The organism is Sphingomonas oleivorans (genome assembly GCF_003050615.1).
In the GTDB taxonomy this organism is placed as follows: Bacteria; Pseudomonadota; Alphaproteobacteria; order Sphingomonadales; family Sphingomonadaceae; genus Sphingomonas_H; species Sphingomonas_H oleivorans.
In genome coordinates, this window is record NZ_NWBU01000007.1 from 119,701 (window position 1) to 136,721 (window position 17,021).

15 protein-coding genes are annotated in these 17,021 nt (G+C 67.5%); all 15 read left to right on the forward strand.

What is annotated here, in order from left to right; all coding sequences use genetic code 11:
- Positions 1-168 precede the first annotated feature (168 nt).
- The 15 genes from CLG96_RS08805 to xdhB all read left to right on the forward strand — a co-directional run bounded on the left by CLG96_RS08805 (position 169) and on the right by xdhB (position 17,008).
- Positions 169-1,353: an acetyl-CoA C-acyltransferase gene (locus tag CLG96_RS08805; protein ID WP_107967509.1), complete on the forward strand. Its 1,185-nt coding sequence runs from the start codon at positions 169-171 to the stop codon at positions 1,351-1,353.
- Between the two features lie 55 nt (positions 1,354-1,408).
- Positions 1,409-1,594, forward strand: coding sequence for a DUF4089 domain-containing protein (locus CLG96_RS08810; protein WP_107967510.1), 186 nt, complete (start codon positions 1,409-1,411; stop codon positions 1,592-1,594).
- Positions 1,591-2,955 (forward strand): AtzE family amidohydrolase, encoded by a 1,365-nt coding sequence (locus tag CLG96_RS08815; RefSeq protein WP_107967511.1) that lies wholly within the window; start codon positions 1,591-1,593, stop codon positions 2,953-2,955. Before CLG96_RS08810 ends, CLG96_RS08815 begins: the two co-directional genes overlap by 4 nt.
- A 195-nt stretch (positions 2,956-3,150) precedes the next feature.
- Complete coding sequence (locus tag CLG96_RS08820) at positions 3,151-3,438, forward strand: hypothetical protein (RefSeq protein ID WP_107967512.1); 288 nt, start codon at positions 3,151-3,153, stop codon at positions 3,436-3,438.
- A gap of 149 nt (positions 3,439-3,587) precedes the next feature.
- The gene (locus CLG96_RS08825) at positions 3,588-4,922 is read left to right on the forward strand and encodes an NCS2 family permease (protein ID WP_107967513.1); all 1,335 of its coding nucleotides are present in this window, start codon (positions 3,588-3,590) and stop codon (positions 4,920-4,922) included.
- Between the two features lie 28 nt (positions 4,923-4,950).
- Positions 4,951-6,042, forward strand: coding sequence for a purine-nucleoside phosphorylase (locus tag CLG96_RS08830; RefSeq protein ID WP_107967514.1), 1,092 nt, complete (start codon positions 4,951-4,953; stop codon positions 6,040-6,042).
- A 9-nt stretch (positions 6,043-6,051) separates the two neighbouring features.
- Complete coding sequence (locus CLG96_RS08835; protein WP_107967515.1) at positions 6,052-7,629, forward strand: gamma-glutamyltransferase family protein; 1,578 nt, start codon at positions 6,052-6,054, stop codon at positions 7,627-7,629.
- Positions 7,623-8,876, forward strand: coding sequence for an allantoate amidohydrolase (locus tag CLG96_RS08840; RefSeq protein WP_107967516.1), 1,254 nt, complete (start codon positions 7,623-7,625; stop codon positions 8,874-8,876). Before CLG96_RS08835 ends, CLG96_RS08840 begins: the two co-directional genes overlap by 7 nt.
- Positions 8,869-10,095: a pyridoxal-phosphate-dependent aminotransferase family protein gene (locus CLG96_RS08845; RefSeq protein ID WP_107967517.1), complete on the forward strand. Its 1,227-nt coding sequence runs from the start codon at positions 8,869-8,871 to the stop codon at positions 10,093-10,095. The genes CLG96_RS08840 and CLG96_RS08845 overlap by 8 nt, the downstream gene beginning before the upstream one ends.
- A complete protein-coding gene (gene puuE, locus CLG96_RS08850; RefSeq protein ID WP_107967518.1) occupies positions 10,092-10,982 on the forward strand; it encodes an allantoinase PuuE in 891 nt (296 codons plus the stop codon). The genes CLG96_RS08845 and puuE overlap by 4 nt, the downstream gene beginning before the upstream one ends.
- Complete coding sequence (uraD, locus tag CLG96_RS08855) at positions 10,979-11,485, forward strand: 2-oxo-4-hydroxy-4-carboxy-5-ureidoimidazoline decarboxylase (RefSeq protein ID WP_107967519.1); 507 nt, start codon at positions 10,979-10,981, stop codon at positions 11,483-11,485. The genes puuE and uraD overlap by 4 nt, the downstream gene beginning before the upstream one ends.
- On the forward strand, positions 11,482-12,921 hold the full coding sequence (locus CLG96_RS08860; protein ID WP_107967520.1) for an FAD/NAD(P)-binding protein: 1,440 nt from the start codon (positions 11,482-11,484) through the stop codon (positions 12,919-12,921). Before uraD ends, CLG96_RS08860 begins: the two co-directional genes overlap by 4 nt.
- Positions 12,918-13,253, forward strand: coding sequence for a hydroxyisourate hydrolase (gene uraH, locus CLG96_RS08865; RefSeq protein ID WP_107967677.1), 336 nt, complete (start codon positions 12,918-12,920; stop codon positions 13,251-13,253). The genes CLG96_RS08860 and uraH overlap by 4 nt, the downstream gene beginning before the upstream one ends.
- A 1-nt stretch (position 13,254) precedes the next feature.
- Positions 13,255-14,703 carry a xanthine dehydrogenase small subunit gene (gene xdhA, locus CLG96_RS08870; protein WP_107967521.1) on the forward strand — a complete coding sequence of 483 codons (1,449 nt, stop codon included), beginning with the start codon at positions 13,255-13,257 and terminating at the stop codon, positions 14,701-14,703.
- Positions 14,696-17,008: a xanthine dehydrogenase molybdopterin binding subunit gene (gene xdhB, locus CLG96_RS08875; protein WP_107967522.1), complete on the forward strand. Its 2,313-nt coding sequence runs from the start codon at positions 14,696-14,698 to the stop codon at positions 17,006-17,008. Before xdhA ends, xdhB begins: the two co-directional genes overlap by 8 nt.
- The last annotated feature ends 13 nt before the right edge of the window (positions 17,009-17,021 follow it).

Below are 17,021 nucleotides of genomic sequence, written 5' to 3' on the forward strand. Positions count from 1 at the left end.
CATTTCCCTGAGTGACGCCTGTCGGTCCTCGCCTTGCCTGGGCGGGACCTTGTCTTGGCAACGCGCTTTCCCATCTGATGGCCCATGTCCCGCTAATGCCCGGGGCAGCGCGTGCATGGGGCGGGACGATGCGATCTAAAGTCGCCTGATTTCAGGGGAATAGCCTCCATGCTCGCCGATCCCGTGATCATCTCCGCCTTTGCCCGCACGCCGATGGGCGGCTTTCAGGGCGCCTTGTCTGCCGTCAGCGCGACCGGGCTGGGCGCCGTCGCGGTGAAGGCGGCGGTCGAGCGGGCGAGCGTCGCGGGCGAGGATGTGGAGCGCATCTATATGGGCTGCGTGCTGCCCGCCGGCCTGGGCCAGGCGCCCGCGCGGCAGGCGGCGCTGGGCGCGGGTCTGCCCCGATCGGTGGAGGCGACGACCGTCAACAAGATGTGCGGATCGGGCATGCAGGCCGCGATCATGGCGGCTGAGACGCTTGCTGCCGGATCGGCGGACATGGTCGTCGCCGGCGGGATGGAGAGCATGACCAACGCGCCCTATCTGCTGCCCAAGCATCGTGGCGGCGCGCGCATCGGCCATGATGTGGTGACGGATTCCCTGTATCTCGATGGGCTGGAGGACGCCTATGATCCGGGCCGGCTGATGGGTGCCTTCGCCGAGGATGTGGCGCGCGACTATCAGTTCACGCGCGAGGCGCAGGACGAATATGCGATCGAAAGCCTGCGCCGCGCCAATGCCGCGATCCGGACGGGTGCCTTCGCCGCCGAGCTGGTGCCCGTCATCGTCCCGACGCACGGCGGCGAGGAGGTCGTCGCGCAGGACGAGCAGCCGGGCAAGGCGCGGCCGGAGCGGATCCCCACGCTCAAGCCCGCCTTCGCGAAGGACGGCACGATCACCGCGGCCAATGCCTCCTCCATCTCCGATGGCGCTGCGGCATTGCTGATGACGCGCGCGAGCGTGGCGGCGGCGAAGGGGTTGCCCGTGGCGGCGCGGATCGTGGCGACCGCCGCGCATGCCCATGCGCCGGGCCTGTTCGCCACCGCGCCCGTGCCTGCCATCCGCAAGCTGCTGGGCAAGGCGGGCTGGGCGGTGGAGGATGTCGACCTGTTCGAAGTGAACGAGGCCTTCGCCGTGGTGGCGATGATCGCCATGCGCGAGCTCGGCATTCCGCATGAGAAGATCAATGTGAATGGCGGCGCCTGCGCGCTCGGCCATCCGATCGGCGCCAGCGGTGCGCGGATCGTCGCGACGCTGATTGCGGCGTTGCAGGCACGCGGCCTCAGGCGCGGCGTGGCGGCGCTGTGCATCGGCGGCGGCGAGGCGACGGCGATCGCGCTCGAACTGGATTGAGCGGCGGGCGATTTCCGGGCTTGTAAGCGGCGACTTACTTGGGCACGGTGGCGCCATGCCGGAACATTCAACCATTCGTGACCATATCCTCGCCCAGGCGGCGGCGCTCGACCTGCCGCTGGACGAAGCCTGCCTGCCGGGCATCGACAGCAATATGGCGCTGCTCGGCGCCTTTGCCGATCTGCTCCATGCCTTCCCGCTGCCGCCCGAGCGCGAGCCTGCGCCGGAATATCGGCCATGAGCGGTCCCGATAGCCGCAGCGCCGCCGCGATTGCCGCCGATGTCCGCGCCGGCCGGACCAGCGCGGAGCAGGTGGCGCGCGATGCGCTCGCCGATATCGCCCGGCGCGATCCGCCGCTCAACGCCTTCACCCGGCTGCTGCCGGAACGCGCGCTTGCCGATGCGCGCGCGGTGGATGCGAAGATCGCGCGCGGGATCGATCCGGGCCCGCTCGCGGGCGTGCCCTTCGCGGTCAAGGACCTGTTCGACGTGGCCGGCATTCCCACCACGGCCGGCGCGGCGCTGCGCCGTGATGCGTCGCCGGCCGCGCGCGACGCCGATGCGATCACCTCGCTCAACGAAGCCGGGGGCGTGCTCGTCGGCACGCTCAACATGGACGAGTTCGCTTATGGATTCGCGACCGACAACGCCCATTTCGGCCTGACCCGCAATCCCCATGATCCGGATCGGATCGCGGGCGGATCGTCGGGCGGATCGGCGGCGGCGGTGGCGGCGGGGCTGGTGCCGCTGTCGCTGGGATCGGACACCAACGGATCGATCCGCGTGCCCGCTGCGCTCTGCGGCCTTTATGGCCTGCGCGCGACGCAGGGAGGCTTGTCGCGCCGCGGTGCCTTCCCCTTCGCTGCCAGCTTCGACATGGTCGGGCCCTTCGCCCGCAGCGTCGCCGATATGCGCCTCATATTCGATGCGCTGGCGGGATGTCGCTCCGCCGATGTCCCCGCGGAGGGGCTGCGCGTCGGCCGGCTCGAAGGCTGGTTCCGCCGCAATGCGAGCGAGGAGCTGTTGGCCGGCATCGATCGCATTGCCGATCATTTCGGCGGCGCCGTGCCGGTCGAGCTGCCCGAGGCCGAGCGCGCGCGCGCGGCGGCCTTCCTCATCACTGCGGCGGAAGGCGGCAATCTCCATCTGCCCGATCTGCGCAGCCGCGCCATGGCCTATGATCCCGCGACGCGCGACCGGCTGCTCGCCGGCGCGATGCTGCCCGCCGCCACTTATATCCAGGCGCAGCGTTTCCGCGGCTGGGCGCGCGATGCGGCGCTGGCGCTGTTCGATCGATTCGATCTGCTCGTGGCGCCAGGCTGTCCGGGCCCTGCGCCGCGTATCGCCTCGGCGACGATCATGGTGGAAGGAAAGCCCGTCTCCGCTCGGGCGAATCTCGGCCTCTATACCCAGCCCTTGACGCTGATCGGGCTTCCCGTCCTGTCCGTGCCGCTCGCCCGGCCGGGCGAGCTGCCGCTGGGCGTCCAGCTCATCGCCGCGCCGGGACGGGAGGATCTGCTGTTCGCGGCCGCAGCGGCGCTGGAGGAAGCCGGGATCATCGGCTTCTCCGAGCCGGTGGAAATGGAGCTATCCAGCAGATAAAAAAGGGTAAATCCGAAAAGATGCAGTAGTTAAGTAAATGACTTCTGACCTATTGTGCGGCGCATGAACTGTGCTACCGTCGATCAACCCTGAAAAATACGGGGATGAATGTTCGCAGGAGGAGATAGCAGGCAAAAAAGGGTAACCATGCTGCATCTCCGTAATCAAGATCGTGTTCTGTCGTTGCTCGGCGGGATGTCGGCGCTCGTGCTCGCTTTTGCCGGCAGCGCGGCTCCGGCCCAGACTGCCGAGCCCGCCGCAAGCGAGGGGCTGGGCGATATCGTCGTTACCGCGTCGCGCCGCGAGGAGCGGGCGATCGACGTGCCCGTGGCGGTGACGTCCATCGGCGGCGAGAAGCTCGCCGTCTTCGCGCGCAATATCGCCGATAAGATCCGTTCGGTCAGCGCGATCGACTTCAACAATCTGACGGGCATGGTGAACGAGCCGCGCATTATCGGCGTGTCGTTGAGCAAGAAGTTCTGATCCGATGGGCCGGCGGGCATATCCGTCGGCCCACGCCATCCCGGCGGCTGAGGCCGGGATCTTGCTCATTCTAAAGTCGGGCTATGAAGGGGAATTCCGGCACATGCGCCGGAATGCGGGGAGAAACTCTATGTCTGGGATCATGATATATGCATGATATGGCTGTGACGAGGCTCGAGCGGATGTTCCATCTGCGCGAACGCGGCACGACGGTACGTACCGAGGTGCTCGCGGGCGTCACCACCTTCCTCACAATGGCCTATATCGTGATCGTCAATCCGGCGATCCTGGGCCTCGCCGGAATGCCGGTCGCGGCGGTCGCCGCCGCCACCTGCTTCGCCGCCGCCTTCGCCAGCATATTGATGGGCCTTAGCGCCAATGTGCCGCTCGCGCTTGCGCCCGGCATGGGGCTCAACGCCTATTTCTCCTTCACGGTGGTGCAGCAGATGGGCGTGCCCTGGCCGGTCGCGCTGGGCTGCGTGCTCATTTCCGGCATCGCCTTCTTCCTGATGGCGGCGGCGGGCATCCGCCAGATGATCATCGCTGCCATCCCGCCGCATCTCTTTGCCGCGGTGGCGGGCGGCATCGGCCTGTTCATCGCCTTCATCGGCTTGCGCAACGCCGGCATCGTCGTCAGCAATCCCGCCACCAGCGTCGCGCTGGGCGATCTGCGCGCGCCGTCGGCCGCGCTGGCGCTGCTCGGCCTGATCCTCGTCGCGGGGCTCAGCGCCTGGCGGGTGAAGGGCGCGATCCTGATCGGCATTCTCGTCACCACCGCGCTCGGCTGGGCCTTCGGCCTGGTCGAGATCAAGCCGCAGCCCTACAGCCTGTCGGCGATGACCGAGACGGCGTTCAAGCTCGACCTGTCCGGCGCGCTGGGCCTCGGCAATCATGGCTTCGGCCTGGTCGAGGTGATCTTCGTCTTCCTGTTCGTCGATCTGTTCGACAATATCGGCACGCTCGTCGCCGTGTCGAAGCGCGCGGGGCTGGCCGGGCCGGACGGCAGCATTCCCAATCTGCGCCGCATCCTCTTCACCGATGCGACCGCCACCATCGTCGGCTCCTTCGCCGGCACCAGCACCATCACCTCCTATGTCGAAAGTGCGGCCGGCGTGCAGGAAGGCGGGCGCACGGGGCTCACCTCGGTCGTCACCGGGCTGCTCTTCCTCGTCACCATGTTCGTGGCGCCCTATGCGCAGGCGATCCCCGTTGCCGCTACCGCGCCCGCGCTGATCCTGGTCGGCGGGCTGATGATGGCGCCGCTGGTGGAGATCGAATGGGATGATCCGCTGATCGCGGTGCCGGCCTTCCTGACGCTGGTGATGATCCCGCTCAGCTTCTCCATCGCCAATGGTCTCGCCTTCGGCATCACCAGCTATGCGGTGCTCAAGATCGTCCGTGGCCAGGCGACGGTCAAGGACTGGCTTCTCTTCGTCCTTGCGGGGCTGTTCGTGTTCCGCTTCCTCTATCTTGCGGCGGGCTGAGCCGATGGCGATGCCCATAGGAGTATCCATGAAGACGAATTTCCGATCGATGTTGCTCGCCAGTGCGCTGGCGCTGCTGCCTGCCGTCCCGGCGGCCGCCCAACCCGTGGCGCCGGCCGTTGCCGCCGTGCCCGTCACGGCGCCGATCCCCGTGCGCGTCGTCGTCGTCACCGCTTTCGAGATTGGCGAGGATACGGGCGACAAGGCCGGCGAGTTTCAGGCCTGGGCGCAGGTGCTGCCGGAAAAGATTCCGTTCCCGGCCGGCTATCGCGATCTTCATTATGATCCCAAGACGCAGGTATTGGCGATCAACACCAGCATCGGCACCAGCCGGGCGGCCGCCTCGATCATGGCGCTGGGCATGGATCCGCGCTTCGATCTGCGGAAGAGCTACTGGTTGATCGCGGCGATCGCGGGCGTCAATCCGAACACCGGCTCGATCGGCTCGGCCGCCTGGATCGGCGATGTGGTGGATACCGATCATGGCTATCTGATCGATCCGCGCGAGGCGCCGAAGGACTGGGTCACCGGCATGTTCCCGCGTGAACGCACGCGGCCCTATCAGCTGCCCGTGCCGCAGGACAGCAGCTACAATCTTTTCCCCGCCAACAAGGATCTGCGCGACTGGGCCTATAAGCTCACCAAGGATGTGAAGATCCCGGACAGCGATACGCTGCGTACGCTGCGCGCCGCCTATAAGGGCTATCCGCAGGCGGAGCAGCCGCCGCGCGTGCTGGTCGGCGACGAGGTTTCGGGGCAGGGCTTCTGGCACGGTGCGATGCTCAACGCGCATTTCGAGCGCTGGGCGGAATATTGGACCGGCCGCAAGGACAGCTTCGTGATGACCGCCATGGAGGATACGGGCGTCATTCAGTCGCTCTCCATGCTCGGCCGGGTCGGCAAGGTGGATCCCAACCGGCTGCTCGTGCTGCGTACGGGAAGCAATTATTCGACCCAGCCCAAGGGCGGTGATGCGGCCGCCAGCCTCGCGTCCGAAAGCACCGGCCTGTCTGCGCTCCAGGCCTCGCTCGACGCCGCCTTCCTCGTGGGAAACCGCGTCGTGCAGGAGATTTCACGAAACTGGTCGCAATATGCTGACAAGCTGCCTTCGGTGCGCTAAAGTAAGTAAATGCTGAATACGCCTCGATCGCTTCGCGGCATGGTCACCTCGCCGCACCACCTCGCCAGCCAGGCGGGGCTGGATGTATTGAGGGACGGCGGCAATGCGATCGAGGCGGGGGTTGCCATGGCGGCGGCCCTGGCGGTGGTCTACCCGCACATGACGGGGCTCGGCGGCGACGGCTTCTGGCTGGTGGCCGAGCCGGGCGGCGCCGTCCATGCGATCGACGCCTGCGGTGCCGCCGCCGGGGCCGCCACGCTCGATCTCTATGCCGGCCATTCCACGATACCGTGGCGTGGCCCGCTCGCCGCGAACACGGTGGCGGGCACCGTCTCGGGCTGGGCGGCGGCGCTCAATCTGGGAGGCGGCACGCTGTCGCTTGCTCGGCTGCTGCGCGATGCCATCCACCATGCCGAATCAGGCGTCGCGGTCACGGCGGGCGGGGCGGAGATCGCCCGCGCCAAGGCCGCCGAGCTGCGCGACGTGCCCGGCTATGCCGAACATTTCATGGATGAAGGCAGGCCGCTTGCCGAAGGCGCGATCCATCGCCAGCCGACGCTTGCCCGCACGCTTCGTCGTATCGCCGAGGAAGGGCCGCAAAGCTTCTATTCGGGCTCCATCGCGCGCGACCTCGCGGCCGATCTGTCCGCCGTTGGCAGCCCCGTCACCGCGCTCGATCTCGCTTCGCACCGGGCGGAAGTGCGCGATCCGCTGTCGGTCGCGATCCGCGGCGCGCGGCTGTTCAACATGCCGCCGTCGACGCAGGGCGTGGCCTCGCTCCTGATCCTCGCCCTGTTCGACCGGCTGGAGGCGGAGGCGGCGGACGGCTTCGCGCATGTCCATGGGCTGGTCGAGGCGACCAAGCAGGCCTTCCTCTTCCGCGACAGGCATGTCGGCGATCCCGCCTATATGACGGTCGATGCGCAATATCTGCTCGACGATCGCGCCGCGATCGACGCCATGGCCGCGCGGATCGATCCGGCGCGCGCGCTTGGCTGGCCCCAGCCGCCGGCGGCGGGCGACACCGTCTGGTTCGGCGCGATCGACGGAGAGGGGCGGGTGGCGAGCGTCATCCAGTCCACCTATTTCGAGTTCGGATCGGGCGTGGTGCTGCCCCGCACGGGCATCACCTGGCAGAATCGCGGCAGCAGCTTCCGTCTCGCCGCGGATGGCTGGAACGCGCTGAGGCCCGGCCGCAAGCCTTTCCATACGCTCAATCCCGCGCTTGCCCGCTTCGATGACGGGCGGACGATGATCTACGGCACGATGGGTGGCGAGGGGCAGCCGCAGACGCAGGCGGCGATCTTCTCCCGCTATGCCCGTTTCGGCATGCCGCTGCAGCAGGCGGTGACGGCACCACGCTGGCTGCTCGGTCGCACCTGGGGTGAGGAGAGCGTGACGCTCAAGCTGGAGGACCGTTTCGATCCGATGCTTTATGATCAGCTTCGTGCGGCCGGCCATGATGTCGAGCTGGTCGCTCCCTTCACCGCGATGATGGGTCATGCCGGCGCGATCGTGCGCCACGACAATGGCCTGCTCGAGGGCGCCGCCGATCCGCGCAGCGACGGGGCGGTGGCTTCATGGTGAGCGCGCTCGACATTCCCGGTGGCGCGCGCGCGGTCGCGCGTTGCGACGCGCTGGGGCAGGGGCCCTATACGGACGAGCCCGACATGCTCTTCCGCTCCTATCTGAGCCGGGCCCATGCCGCCGCGCTCGATGCGCTCCGGGGCTGGATGGAGGAAGCGGGCATGACCGTCCGCCTCGATCCCGCCGCCAATCTGATCGGCCGCTATGAGGGGGCGACGCCGGACGCGCCCGCGCTGCTGATCGGCAGCCATATCGACAGCGTGCGCGATGCCGGCCGCTATGACGGGCCGCTCGGCGTGATGCTCGGGATCGAATGCGTCGCGGCACTGAATGCGGCGGGCCGGCGCCTGCCCTTCGCGATCGAGATTCTCGCCTTCGGCGACGAGGAGGGGTCGCGCTTCCCCGCCTCGATGCTGTGCAGCCGCGCGGTGGCGGGCACGCTGGGCGACCAGTCGCTCGATGTGGCGGATCGCAACGGCATCGGCCTCGCCGCCGCGCTTGAGGCATTCCCTGCCTCCGGCCGGCTCGCCGAGGCCGCCCGCGCGCCGGGCACCAGCATCGCCTTCCTCGAGGCGCATATCGAGCAGGGCCCCGTGCTCGAGGCCGAAGGGCTGGCGCTCGGCGTCGTCACCGGCATCGCCGCTCAGCTCCGCTTCCAGGCGCGCATCAGCGGCAGGGCCGGCCATGCCGGCACGACCGCGATGCCGCTCCGTCGTGACGCCCTCACGGCCGCCGCCGAAATGGTGCTGGCGGTCGAGCGTATCGCCAGGGAAGGTCCCGCCGATCTGGTCGCCACCGTTGGCCGGATGACGGTCGCTCCCGGTGCGGTCAATGTCGTCCCCGGCCGCGTCGATTTCTCGATCGACGTGCGCTCCGGCGACGAGACGGTGCGCAACGATGCCGCTTTGGCGATCCACGCCGCGCTCGACATGATCGCCGAAACGCGCGGCGTCACGCTCGAAATCGAGCAGGTGCAGGATCTTGCCGCCAGCCCCTGCGATCCCGCGCTGATGGACCTGCTGGACGAAGCGGTCGCCTCCGTCGGCCAGCCCGTCCGCCGGCTCGTCTCGGGCGCGGGGCATGATGCGATGGTGATGGCCGCGCTCTGCCCCACCGCCATGCTCTTCATCCGCTGCGCCGGCGGCATCAGCCACAATCCCGCCGAAAGCGTCGAGCCGGAGGATGTCGAGCTCGCGCTCCGCGCCATGCTCGGCTTCATCGATCGCCTTGGAGAAAAACATGCCTGAACTTTATGGCGAGATCGATCCGCCGCAGCGATTGTTGATGGGGCCGGGGCCGGTCAACGCCCATCCGCGCGTGCTGCGCGCCATGTCGGCGGACCTGCTCGGCCAGTTCGATCCTGAATTCACTGCTTATATGAACGAGACGATGGCGCTCTATCGCCGCGTCTTCATGACCGAGAACCGCTGGACGATGCTGATCGACGGTACGGCGCGGGCGGGGATCGAGGCGGCGCTCGTCTCGCTGGTCGAGCCCGGTGCCACCGTCCTCATCGTCCGCGCGGGCCGCTTCGGCCTGCTCCTGTCCGAGATTGTCGAGCGGGCGGGCGGCCGGATCGAGACGGTCGATGCCGAATGGGGTGCGGTCGTGCCGATGGAGCGGATCGCGGACGCGATCGCGCGGGTCCGCCCACAGGTCGTCGCCTGCGTCCATGGCGATACCTCCACCACCATGGCGCAGCCGCTCATCGGCCTGGGCGAGATCTGCCGCGCGGCGGGCGCGCTCTCCTATGTCGATGCGACCGCGACGCTCGGCGGCATGGCCGTGGAAACGGACGCCTGGGGCGCGGATATCGTCACCGGCGGGCTCCAGAAATGCATGGGCGGCCCCTCCGGATCGGCGCCGATCACCATTTCGGATCGCGCGGCGGACTTCATCTTCGCCCGCCGCCATACCGAGAAGGGCATACGGCGCGACGATCTTTCGGATGGCGGCCGCCCGCGCATCGCGTCCAACTATTTCGATCTCGCGATGATCATGGATTATTGGTCGGAAAAGCGCCTCAACCACCATACGGAGGCGACGACCATGCTTTATGGCGCGCGCGAATGCGCCCGGATCGCGCTGGCCGAGGGGCTGGAGGCACGCTTCGCCCGCCATGCCGCCGCTGGCCGCGCCGTCACCGCCGGCCTGCGCGCGATGGGCCTCACCGTCTTCGGCGACGATGCCTATCGGATGAGCAACGTCACCGGCGTCTACATCCCCGATGGCGTCGATGGCGAACGCGTCCGCACCCGCATGCGCGAGGATTTCGAGATCGAGATCGGCACCGCCTTCGGCCCGCTCCAGGGGCGGATCTGGCGCATCGGCGCGATGGGATATAATGCGATGAAGCATAAGGTCCTGATCACGCTCGGCGCGCTCGAAGCCGTGCTGCGGGCCGAAGGCTTCCCGGTGAAGTCCGGCGCCGGGGTCGATGCCGCGCTCGAAAGCTACGCGTCATGAGCTATCCGCGCGATCTCCTCGGCTATGCCGGCTCGCCCCCCGACGCGAAATGGCCCGGCGGTGCGCGCATCGCCGTCCAGTTCGTCCTCAACTATGAGGAAGGGGGCGAGAACAGCATCCTCCATGGCGATGCCGGATCGGAAGCCTTCCTGTCCGAGATGGTCGGCGCGCAAGCCCAAGTTGGCGCGCGCGCCATGGCGATGGAGAGCCTCTACGAATATGGCTCCCGCGCCGGCTTCTGGCGGCTGCACCGGCTGTTCACCGCGCGGCGCGCGCCGCTTACCGTGTTCGGCGTCGCCTCTGCCATGGAACGCAACCCGGCGGCGGTCGAGGCGATGCTCGACGCCGACTGGGAGATTGCCAGCCACGGCCTGCGCTGGATCGACTATCAGAATATCCCCGAGCATGTGGAGCGCGCGCATATCGCCGAGGCGGTGGCACTTCACACCCGCGTCACCGGCAGCCGTCCGCTCGGCTGGTATCAGGGCCGCACCAGCCCCAACACCGCACGCCTCGTCGCGGAGGAAGGAGGCTTCGTCTATGATGCCGATTCCTATGCGGATGATCTGCCTTATTATGACCGGCAGCATGGCCGCGCGCAGCTGATCGTGCCCTATACGCTCGACGCCAACGACATGAAGATCGTCGCCTATAATGGCTTCAGCGAGGGTGAGCAGTTTTTCCGCTATCTGCGCGACACATTCGACATGCTTTATGCGGAAGGGGGGCGGATGATGTCGATCGGCCTCCATTGCCGCATCGCCGGCCGCCCGGGTCGGGCGCTGGCGGTGGCGCGCTTCCTCGATCATGTGCTGGCGCATGAAGGGGCATGGATCGCGCGCCGCATCGATATTGCGCGCCACTGGCTGGAGGTACACCCGGCATGACGATCGACGAGATAGACGCGATGGATCGCGACAGCTTCGTCGCGACCTTCGGTTTCCTGTTCGAACATTCGCCCTGGATCGTGGCCGCCGCCGCCGATCGCCGCCCCTTCACCGAAATGGCGGACATGCATGCCGCCTTGATGCAGGTGGTGGCCGATGCCACGGACGAGGAGCGGCTGGCGCTGGTCCGCGCTCACCCCGAGCTTGCGGGCAAGGCGGCGATCGACCGGACGCTGACCGCCGAATCCACCGCCGAGCAGGCCTCGGCCGGGCTCGATCGCTTGACTCCGGCGGAGTTTGAGCGGTTTCATGCGCTGAATGCGGCCTATGGCGCGCGCTTTGGCTTCCCCTTCATCATCTGCGTCCGGCTGACGGACAAGGCGGGAATATTGGCGGCGATGGAGCGACGGCTCGAAAATGACGGGGAAACGGAACTGACGACCGCGATCGAGCAGGTAGGCGAGATCGTCCGCCTGCGCCTCTATGACAAGGTTTCGGCATGAGCCTCGCAGACCTCAACGAACGCGTCCGTGCCGATCTCGCGGCACTCGATCATGGCGCGCCGGACTGGACCCGGCCGCGGACCCATGCTTCCGGCGAGCATGTCTATGATGTGCTGATCGTCGGTGGCGGCCAGAGCGGGCTCGGCGCCGCCTTCGGCCTGATGCGCGAGCGTATCTCCAACATCCTCGTCATCGACGAAAATCCGGCGGGCCAGGAAGGGCCGTGGATCACCTATGCCCGAATGGTGACGCTGCGCACGCCCAAGCAGATCACCTCGATCGATCTCGGCATTCCGTCACTCACCTTCCGCGCTTTCTGGGAGGCGCAGCATGGGACCGAGGGCTGGGAGGCGATCGGCAAGATCCCGCGCGGCGACTGGATGGACTATCTGCGCTGGTATCGCGAGGTGCTGGACCTTCCGGTGCGCAACGAGGTGCGCCTCACGCGCATCGAGCCGCAGGAAAACGGCGTCCATCGCCTTCATGTCGAGGGCGCCGGGGCTCCCGCCTCGGGAATATTGCTCGCGCGCAAGGTGGTGCTCGCTACCGGCATTCAGGGCGGCGGCGAATGGCATACCCCGCCGATGATCGCGGAGAAGCTGCCCCGCTCGCGTTACGCTCACACCTCCGAGGCGGTCGATTATGCGGCGCTGGCGGGCAAGAGCATTGGCATATTGGGTGGCGGCGCGTCCGCTTTCGACAATGCCCAGTTCGCGCTGGGGCAGGGCGTGGCCGAGGCGCATGTCTATGTCCGCCGCCAGGTGCTGCCGCGCGTCAATCCGATCCGCTATATGGAGGCGTCGGGCCTGATCGGCCGCTTCACCGCGCTCGACGATGCCGCCAAATATGCGGTGATGGCGAGCTTCATGACGCGCAACCAGCCGCCGACCAACGATACGTTCGAGCGCGCGGCGGCCTGGCCCGGCTTCGCGCTGCATCTCGGCTCGCCCTGGCTGGACGTGGAGGAAACGCCGGCAGGCGTGGTCGTGACGACGCCCAAAGGCCGCTTCACGCACGACTTCCTTGTGCTGTCGACCGGCCTCGTCACCGATCCGGCGCTCCGGCCCGAGCTTGGCCTTGTCGCCGGCGATATCGCCCGCTGGCGCGATCGCTATTCGCCGCCGGTCGAGATCGCCAATCCCGTGGTGGACGATCATCCCTATCTGGGGCCGAGCTTCGAATATCTCTCGGATAGTGCGGAGGGGCAGGCGCGGTTGCATGGCCTGTTCGCCTTCAACTATTCGGGGCTTATCAGCCTAGGCATTTCGGCCTCGGCCCTGTCCGGCCTCAAATATGCGATTCCGAAGCTGGTGAACGGCATTGCCGGACAGCTTTTCCTCGACGATCGCGAGGCGGCGCTTGCCGCTTACCATGATTATGCCGAGCCGGAGTTCCTTGGCGAATGGACTCCGCCCGCGGAGGCGCTGCGCGCATGACCGGCCTTACCACCCATGTCCTCGACACTGCTCATGGCCGGCCGGCGGCAGGCGTCGCCGTGCGGCTGATGCGCGAGGGGCGGCTCATCCATCAGGGCGTCACCAATGATGATGGGCGTTGCCCCGGCCTGTTGCCGGAGCCGCTCGAGCGCGGCCGCTACCGCATCGAATTTGCGGTGGCCGATTATTTCCGGGCGCAGGGCGCGGATCTGCCCGATCCACCCTTCCTGGACGTGGTCGCGATCGATTTCGGCGTGGCGGATCCGGACGGCCATTATCATGTGCCGCTGCTCGTCTCGCCCTTCGGCTATTCGACGTACAGGGGAAGCTGAGATGGGAGACTCGATCCGCTTCCTGCTCGACGGCGAGGTTCAGACGCTTCGCGACGTCGATCCCACCGCAACCGTGCTCGATCTGTTGCGCTACAGGCTTGGCCGCACCGGTACCAAGGAGGGCTGCGCCGAGGGGGATTGCGGCGCCTGCACCGTTCTGCTGGGCGAGCTTGACGGCGATCGCGTGGCGTGGCGCGCGGTCAATGCCTGCATCCTCTTCGTGCCGATGCTCGATGGCCGCGCGCTGATGACGGTGGAGAGCCTGTCGCGCGGCGGCACGCTCCATCCCGTGCAGCGGGCGATGGTGGAAAAGCATGGCTCGCAATGCGGCTTCTGCACGCCGGGCATCATCATGTCGCTCTATGCGCGCACCGTCGGCGCGGCGGGCACGGCGGTTCCGGCCAAGGATCTGCTCGCGGGCAATCTCTGCCGCTGCACCGGCTATGGCCCGATCCTCGCCGTCGCGGAGGAGGCGGAAGTCGCGCCGTCCGAAGAGGACGCCATTGTCTCTGCGCTGCGTTCGCTCGATCGCGACCGGCCTCTGGAGCTTTCCTGGCGCGATCCGCTCGCCGATAGTGATCGCCGCTGGTTCGCCCCGCGCACTTCGGACGAGCTGGCGCAGATTTTGCTCGACCATCCCGACGCCCGCATCGTTGCCGGCGCCACCGATGTCGGCCTGTGGGTGACGAAGCAGCATCGCGTCCTGCCCGACATCATCTGGCTCGGCGATGTCGCCGACCTCAAAATTATCGAGGAAGAAGAAGGGCATGTCCGCCTCGGCGCAAATGTCCGCTATTCAGAGGCGCATGCCGCGCTCACCCGTCTCCACCCCGATCTGGGCGAGCTTATCCGCCGCATCGGCGCCGTCCAGGTCCGCAATTCCGGCACGATCGGCGGAAATATCGCCAACGGCTCTCCCATCGGCGACACGCCCCCCGCGCTGATCGCGCTCGGCGCCACACTGACCCTGCGGCGCGGGGCCGAACGGCGTCAGATCCCGCTGGAGGATTATTTCATCGCCTATGGCAAGCAGGATCGCGTACCCGGCGAGTTCGTCGAGAGCGTGACCGTGCCGCGCCCCGCGCCCGGCACGCTGATCCGCATCGTCAAGCTTTCCAAGCGTTTCGACAGCGACATTTCCGCCGTCTGCGGCGCATTCGCGCTGACGATCGAGGCGGGCAGGATAGTCTCCGCCCGCATCGCCTTCGGCGGCATGGCAGGCACCCCTGCCCGTGCGCACAATGCCGAAGCGGCGCTGGCCGGACAGCCCTGGAGCGAGACGACGATCGAGGCCGCCGCCGCGGCGCTCGCGCAGGATTATACGCCATTGACCGACGTGCGCGGCTCGGCCGACTATCGTCTCACCGCCGCCGCCAACCTGCTGCGCCGCCTGTGGATCGAGCAGCAGGCGCCTGAAAGCCTTCTCGCGCTGGAGCCGATCCATGGCTGATGTCGAGCCCCGGCCATTGCGCATCGTGCGCCAGCCACTGCCGCATGACAGCGCCGAGCAGCATGTCTCCGGACGTGCGCTCTATGCGGACGACCTGCCGGAGTCGCCGCGCCTGCTCCATCTTGCCTTCGGCAAGAGCAGCGTGGCGCATGGCCGGATCGTGGCGATGGACCTCGCTCCCGTCCGCGCCGCGCCGGGCGTGGTCGCCGTATTCTCGGCCGAGGACATTCCCGGCAAGAATGATGTGAGCCCGGTGATGGGCGACGACTGGCTGTTCGCGGATGGCGAGGTGGTCTGCGTCGGCCAGTCGCTGTTCGTCGTCGCCGCGACCAGCGCCGAGGCCGCGCGCCGCGCCGCGCTGCTGGCGAAGGTCGAATATGAAGCGCTGCCCGCGCATATCACGATCGAGGAGGCGCGCGCCGCCGGATCGATCATCGAGGAGGCGCAGCGCATGGCGCGCGGCGATGCCGCCGCCGCGCTCGCCGCTGCGCCGCATCGGCTGCAGGGCAGGCTGGAGATTGGCGGACAGGATCATTTCTATCTGGAGGCGCAGATCGCGCTCGCCACGCCGCGCGAGGCCGGCGCCGTTCATGTGCTGAGCTCCACCCAGCATCCGAGCGAGGTGCAGCATCTCGTCGCCAAGGTGCTGGGACTCGCCGATGCGGATGTGACGGTCGAGGTGCGCCGCATGGGGGGCGCATTCGGCGGCAAGGAGACGCAGGCAGCGCTCTTCGCCGCGGCTGCCGCGCTCGTCGCTGCCAAGACCGGGCGTCCCGCCAAGATCCGCGCCGATCGCGACGACGATATGGTGATGACGGGCAAGCGCCACGACTTCGACATTTCCTATGATGTCGGCTTCGATGGGGCGGGCTGCATAACGGGCATTGCGCTCGACCTCGCCTCGCGCTGCGGATCGACCGCCGATTTGTCGATGGCGATCAACGATCGGGCGATGTTCCATTCGGACAATTGCTATTATCTGGACGCGGTCGAGATCCTCTCCCACCGTTTCAAGACGCATACCGTGTCCAACACGGCCTTTCGCGGCTTTGGCGGCCCGCAGGGGATGATCGCGATCGAGCGGGTGATGGACCATGTCGCCGCTGCGCTCGGCAAGGATCCGCTGGAGGTGCGCCGCGCCAATTTCTACGGCCCGGGGCGGGACATCACGCCCTATCATATGGCCGTCGAGGACAATGTCGCGCCGCAGCTCATCGACGAGCTGGCCGCTTCGTCCGACTATGCAGCCCGCCGTGCCGCCATCGCCGAATTCAATGCGGGCAGCTCCCATCTGAAGCGCGGCATCGCGCTGACGCCGGTGAAGTTCGGCATCAGCTTCACCACCACCTTCCTCAATCAGGCGGGTGCGCTGGTCCATGTCTATGCCGATGGTTCGATCCATCTGAACCATGGCGGGACGGAGATGGGGCAAGGCCTGTTCATCAAGGTCGCGCAGGTCGTGGCCGACGTGTTCGGCGTGGGCATCGAACGCATTCGCGTATCCGCGACCGTGACCGACAAGGTGCCCAACACATCGGCCACCGCCGCTTCCTCCGGCGCGGACATGAACGGCATGGCCGCGTTCAACGCCGCCAGCGTGATCCGCGATCGGCTGGCCGCCTTCATCGCGCAGCGCAATGGCTGCCGCGCGGACGAGGTCCTCTTCGCGGGCGGTCAGGTCCATGCCGGTGATGAGACGATCGATTTCGCGACGCTCTGCCGCATGGCCTATCTCGGCCGCATCTCGCTTTCCTCGACGGGCTATTATGCCACGCCCAAGATCGGCTATGATCGCGCCAGCCATCGCGGCCGGCCCTTTTATTATTTCGCTTATGGCGCGGCGGTTTCCGAGGTGGCGATCGACACGCTGACGGGCGAGCATCGCGTGCTCCGCGTCGATATCCTCCATGATGTCGGCCGCTCGCTCAATCCGGCGATCGACCTCGGCCAGGTGGAGGGCGGCTTCATCCAGGGCATGGGCTGGCTCACCACCGAGGAACTGGTGTTCGCGGCCGACGGCCGGCTGCTCACCCATGCGCCGTCCACCTACAAGATCCCGACCGCCGGCGATCGGCCGCCGGTGATGAACATCCAGCTATGGCAGGGCGGCCGCAATGCGGAGGAGACGATCCATCGCTCCAAGGCGGTGGGCGAGCCGCCTTTCATGCTCGCCATATCCGTCTTCTCCGCGCTTACCCATGCGGTTGCAGCCACGGCACCGGGCAAGGGCCTGCCAAGGCTCGATGCGCCGGCGACGCCCGAGCGCGTCCTCGCTGCCATAGCGGATCTGCGCGGCCGTGCCTGACTGGGCTTCGCCC

Coding starts and splice junctions, on each gene's coding strand:
- CLG96_RS08805 (WP_107967509.1), top strand. CDS start 169: ATGCTCGCCGATCCCGTGATCATCTCCGCCTTTGCCCGCACGCCGATG.
- CLG96_RS08810 (WP_107967510.1), top strand. CDS start 1,409: ATGCCGGAACATTCAACCATTCGTGACCATATCCTCGCCCAGGCGGCG.
- CLG96_RS08815 (WP_107967511.1), top strand. CDS start 1,591: ATGAGCGGTCCCGATAGCCGCAGCGCCGCCGCGATTGCCGCCGATGTC.
- CLG96_RS08820 (WP_107967512.1), top strand. CDS start 3,151: ATGTCGGCGCTCGTGCTCGCTTTTGCCGGCAGCGCGGCTCCGGCCCAG.
- CLG96_RS08825 (WP_107967513.1), top strand. CDS start 3,588: ATGCATGATATGGCTGTGACGAGGCTCGAGCGGATGTTCCATCTGCGC.
- CLG96_RS08830 (WP_107967514.1), top strand. CDS start 4,951: ATGAAGACGAATTTCCGATCGATGTTGCTCGCCAGTGCGCTGGCGCTG.
- CLG96_RS08835 (WP_107967515.1), top strand. CDS start 6,052: ATGCTGAATACGCCTCGATCGCTTCGCGGCATGGTCACCTCGCCGCAC.
- CLG96_RS08840 (WP_107967516.1), top strand. CDS start 7,623: ATGGTGAGCGCGCTCGACATTCCCGGTGGCGCGCGCGCGGTCGCGCGT.
- CLG96_RS08845 (WP_107967517.1), top strand. CDS start 8,869: ATGCCTGAACTTTATGGCGAGATCGATCCGCCGCAGCGATTGTTGATG.
- puuE (WP_107967518.1), top strand. CDS start 10,092: ATGAGCTATCCGCGCGATCTCCTCGGCTATGCCGGCTCGCCCCCCGAC.
- uraD (WP_107967519.1), top strand. CDS start 10,979: ATGACGATCGACGAGATAGACGCGATGGATCGCGACAGCTTCGTCGCG.
- CLG96_RS08860 (WP_107967520.1), top strand. CDS start 11,482: ATGAGCCTCGCAGACCTCAACGAACGCGTCCGTGCCGATCTCGCGGCA.
- uraH (WP_107967677.1), top strand. CDS start 12,918: ATGACCGGCCTTACCACCCATGTCCTCGACACTGCTCATGGCCGGCCG.
- xdhA (WP_107967521.1), top strand. CDS start 13,255: ATGGGAGACTCGATCCGCTTCCTGCTCGACGGCGAGGTTCAGACGCTT.
- xdhB (WP_107967522.1), top strand. CDS start 14,696: ATGGCTGATGTCGAGCCCCGGCCATTGCGCATCGTGCGCCAGCCACTG.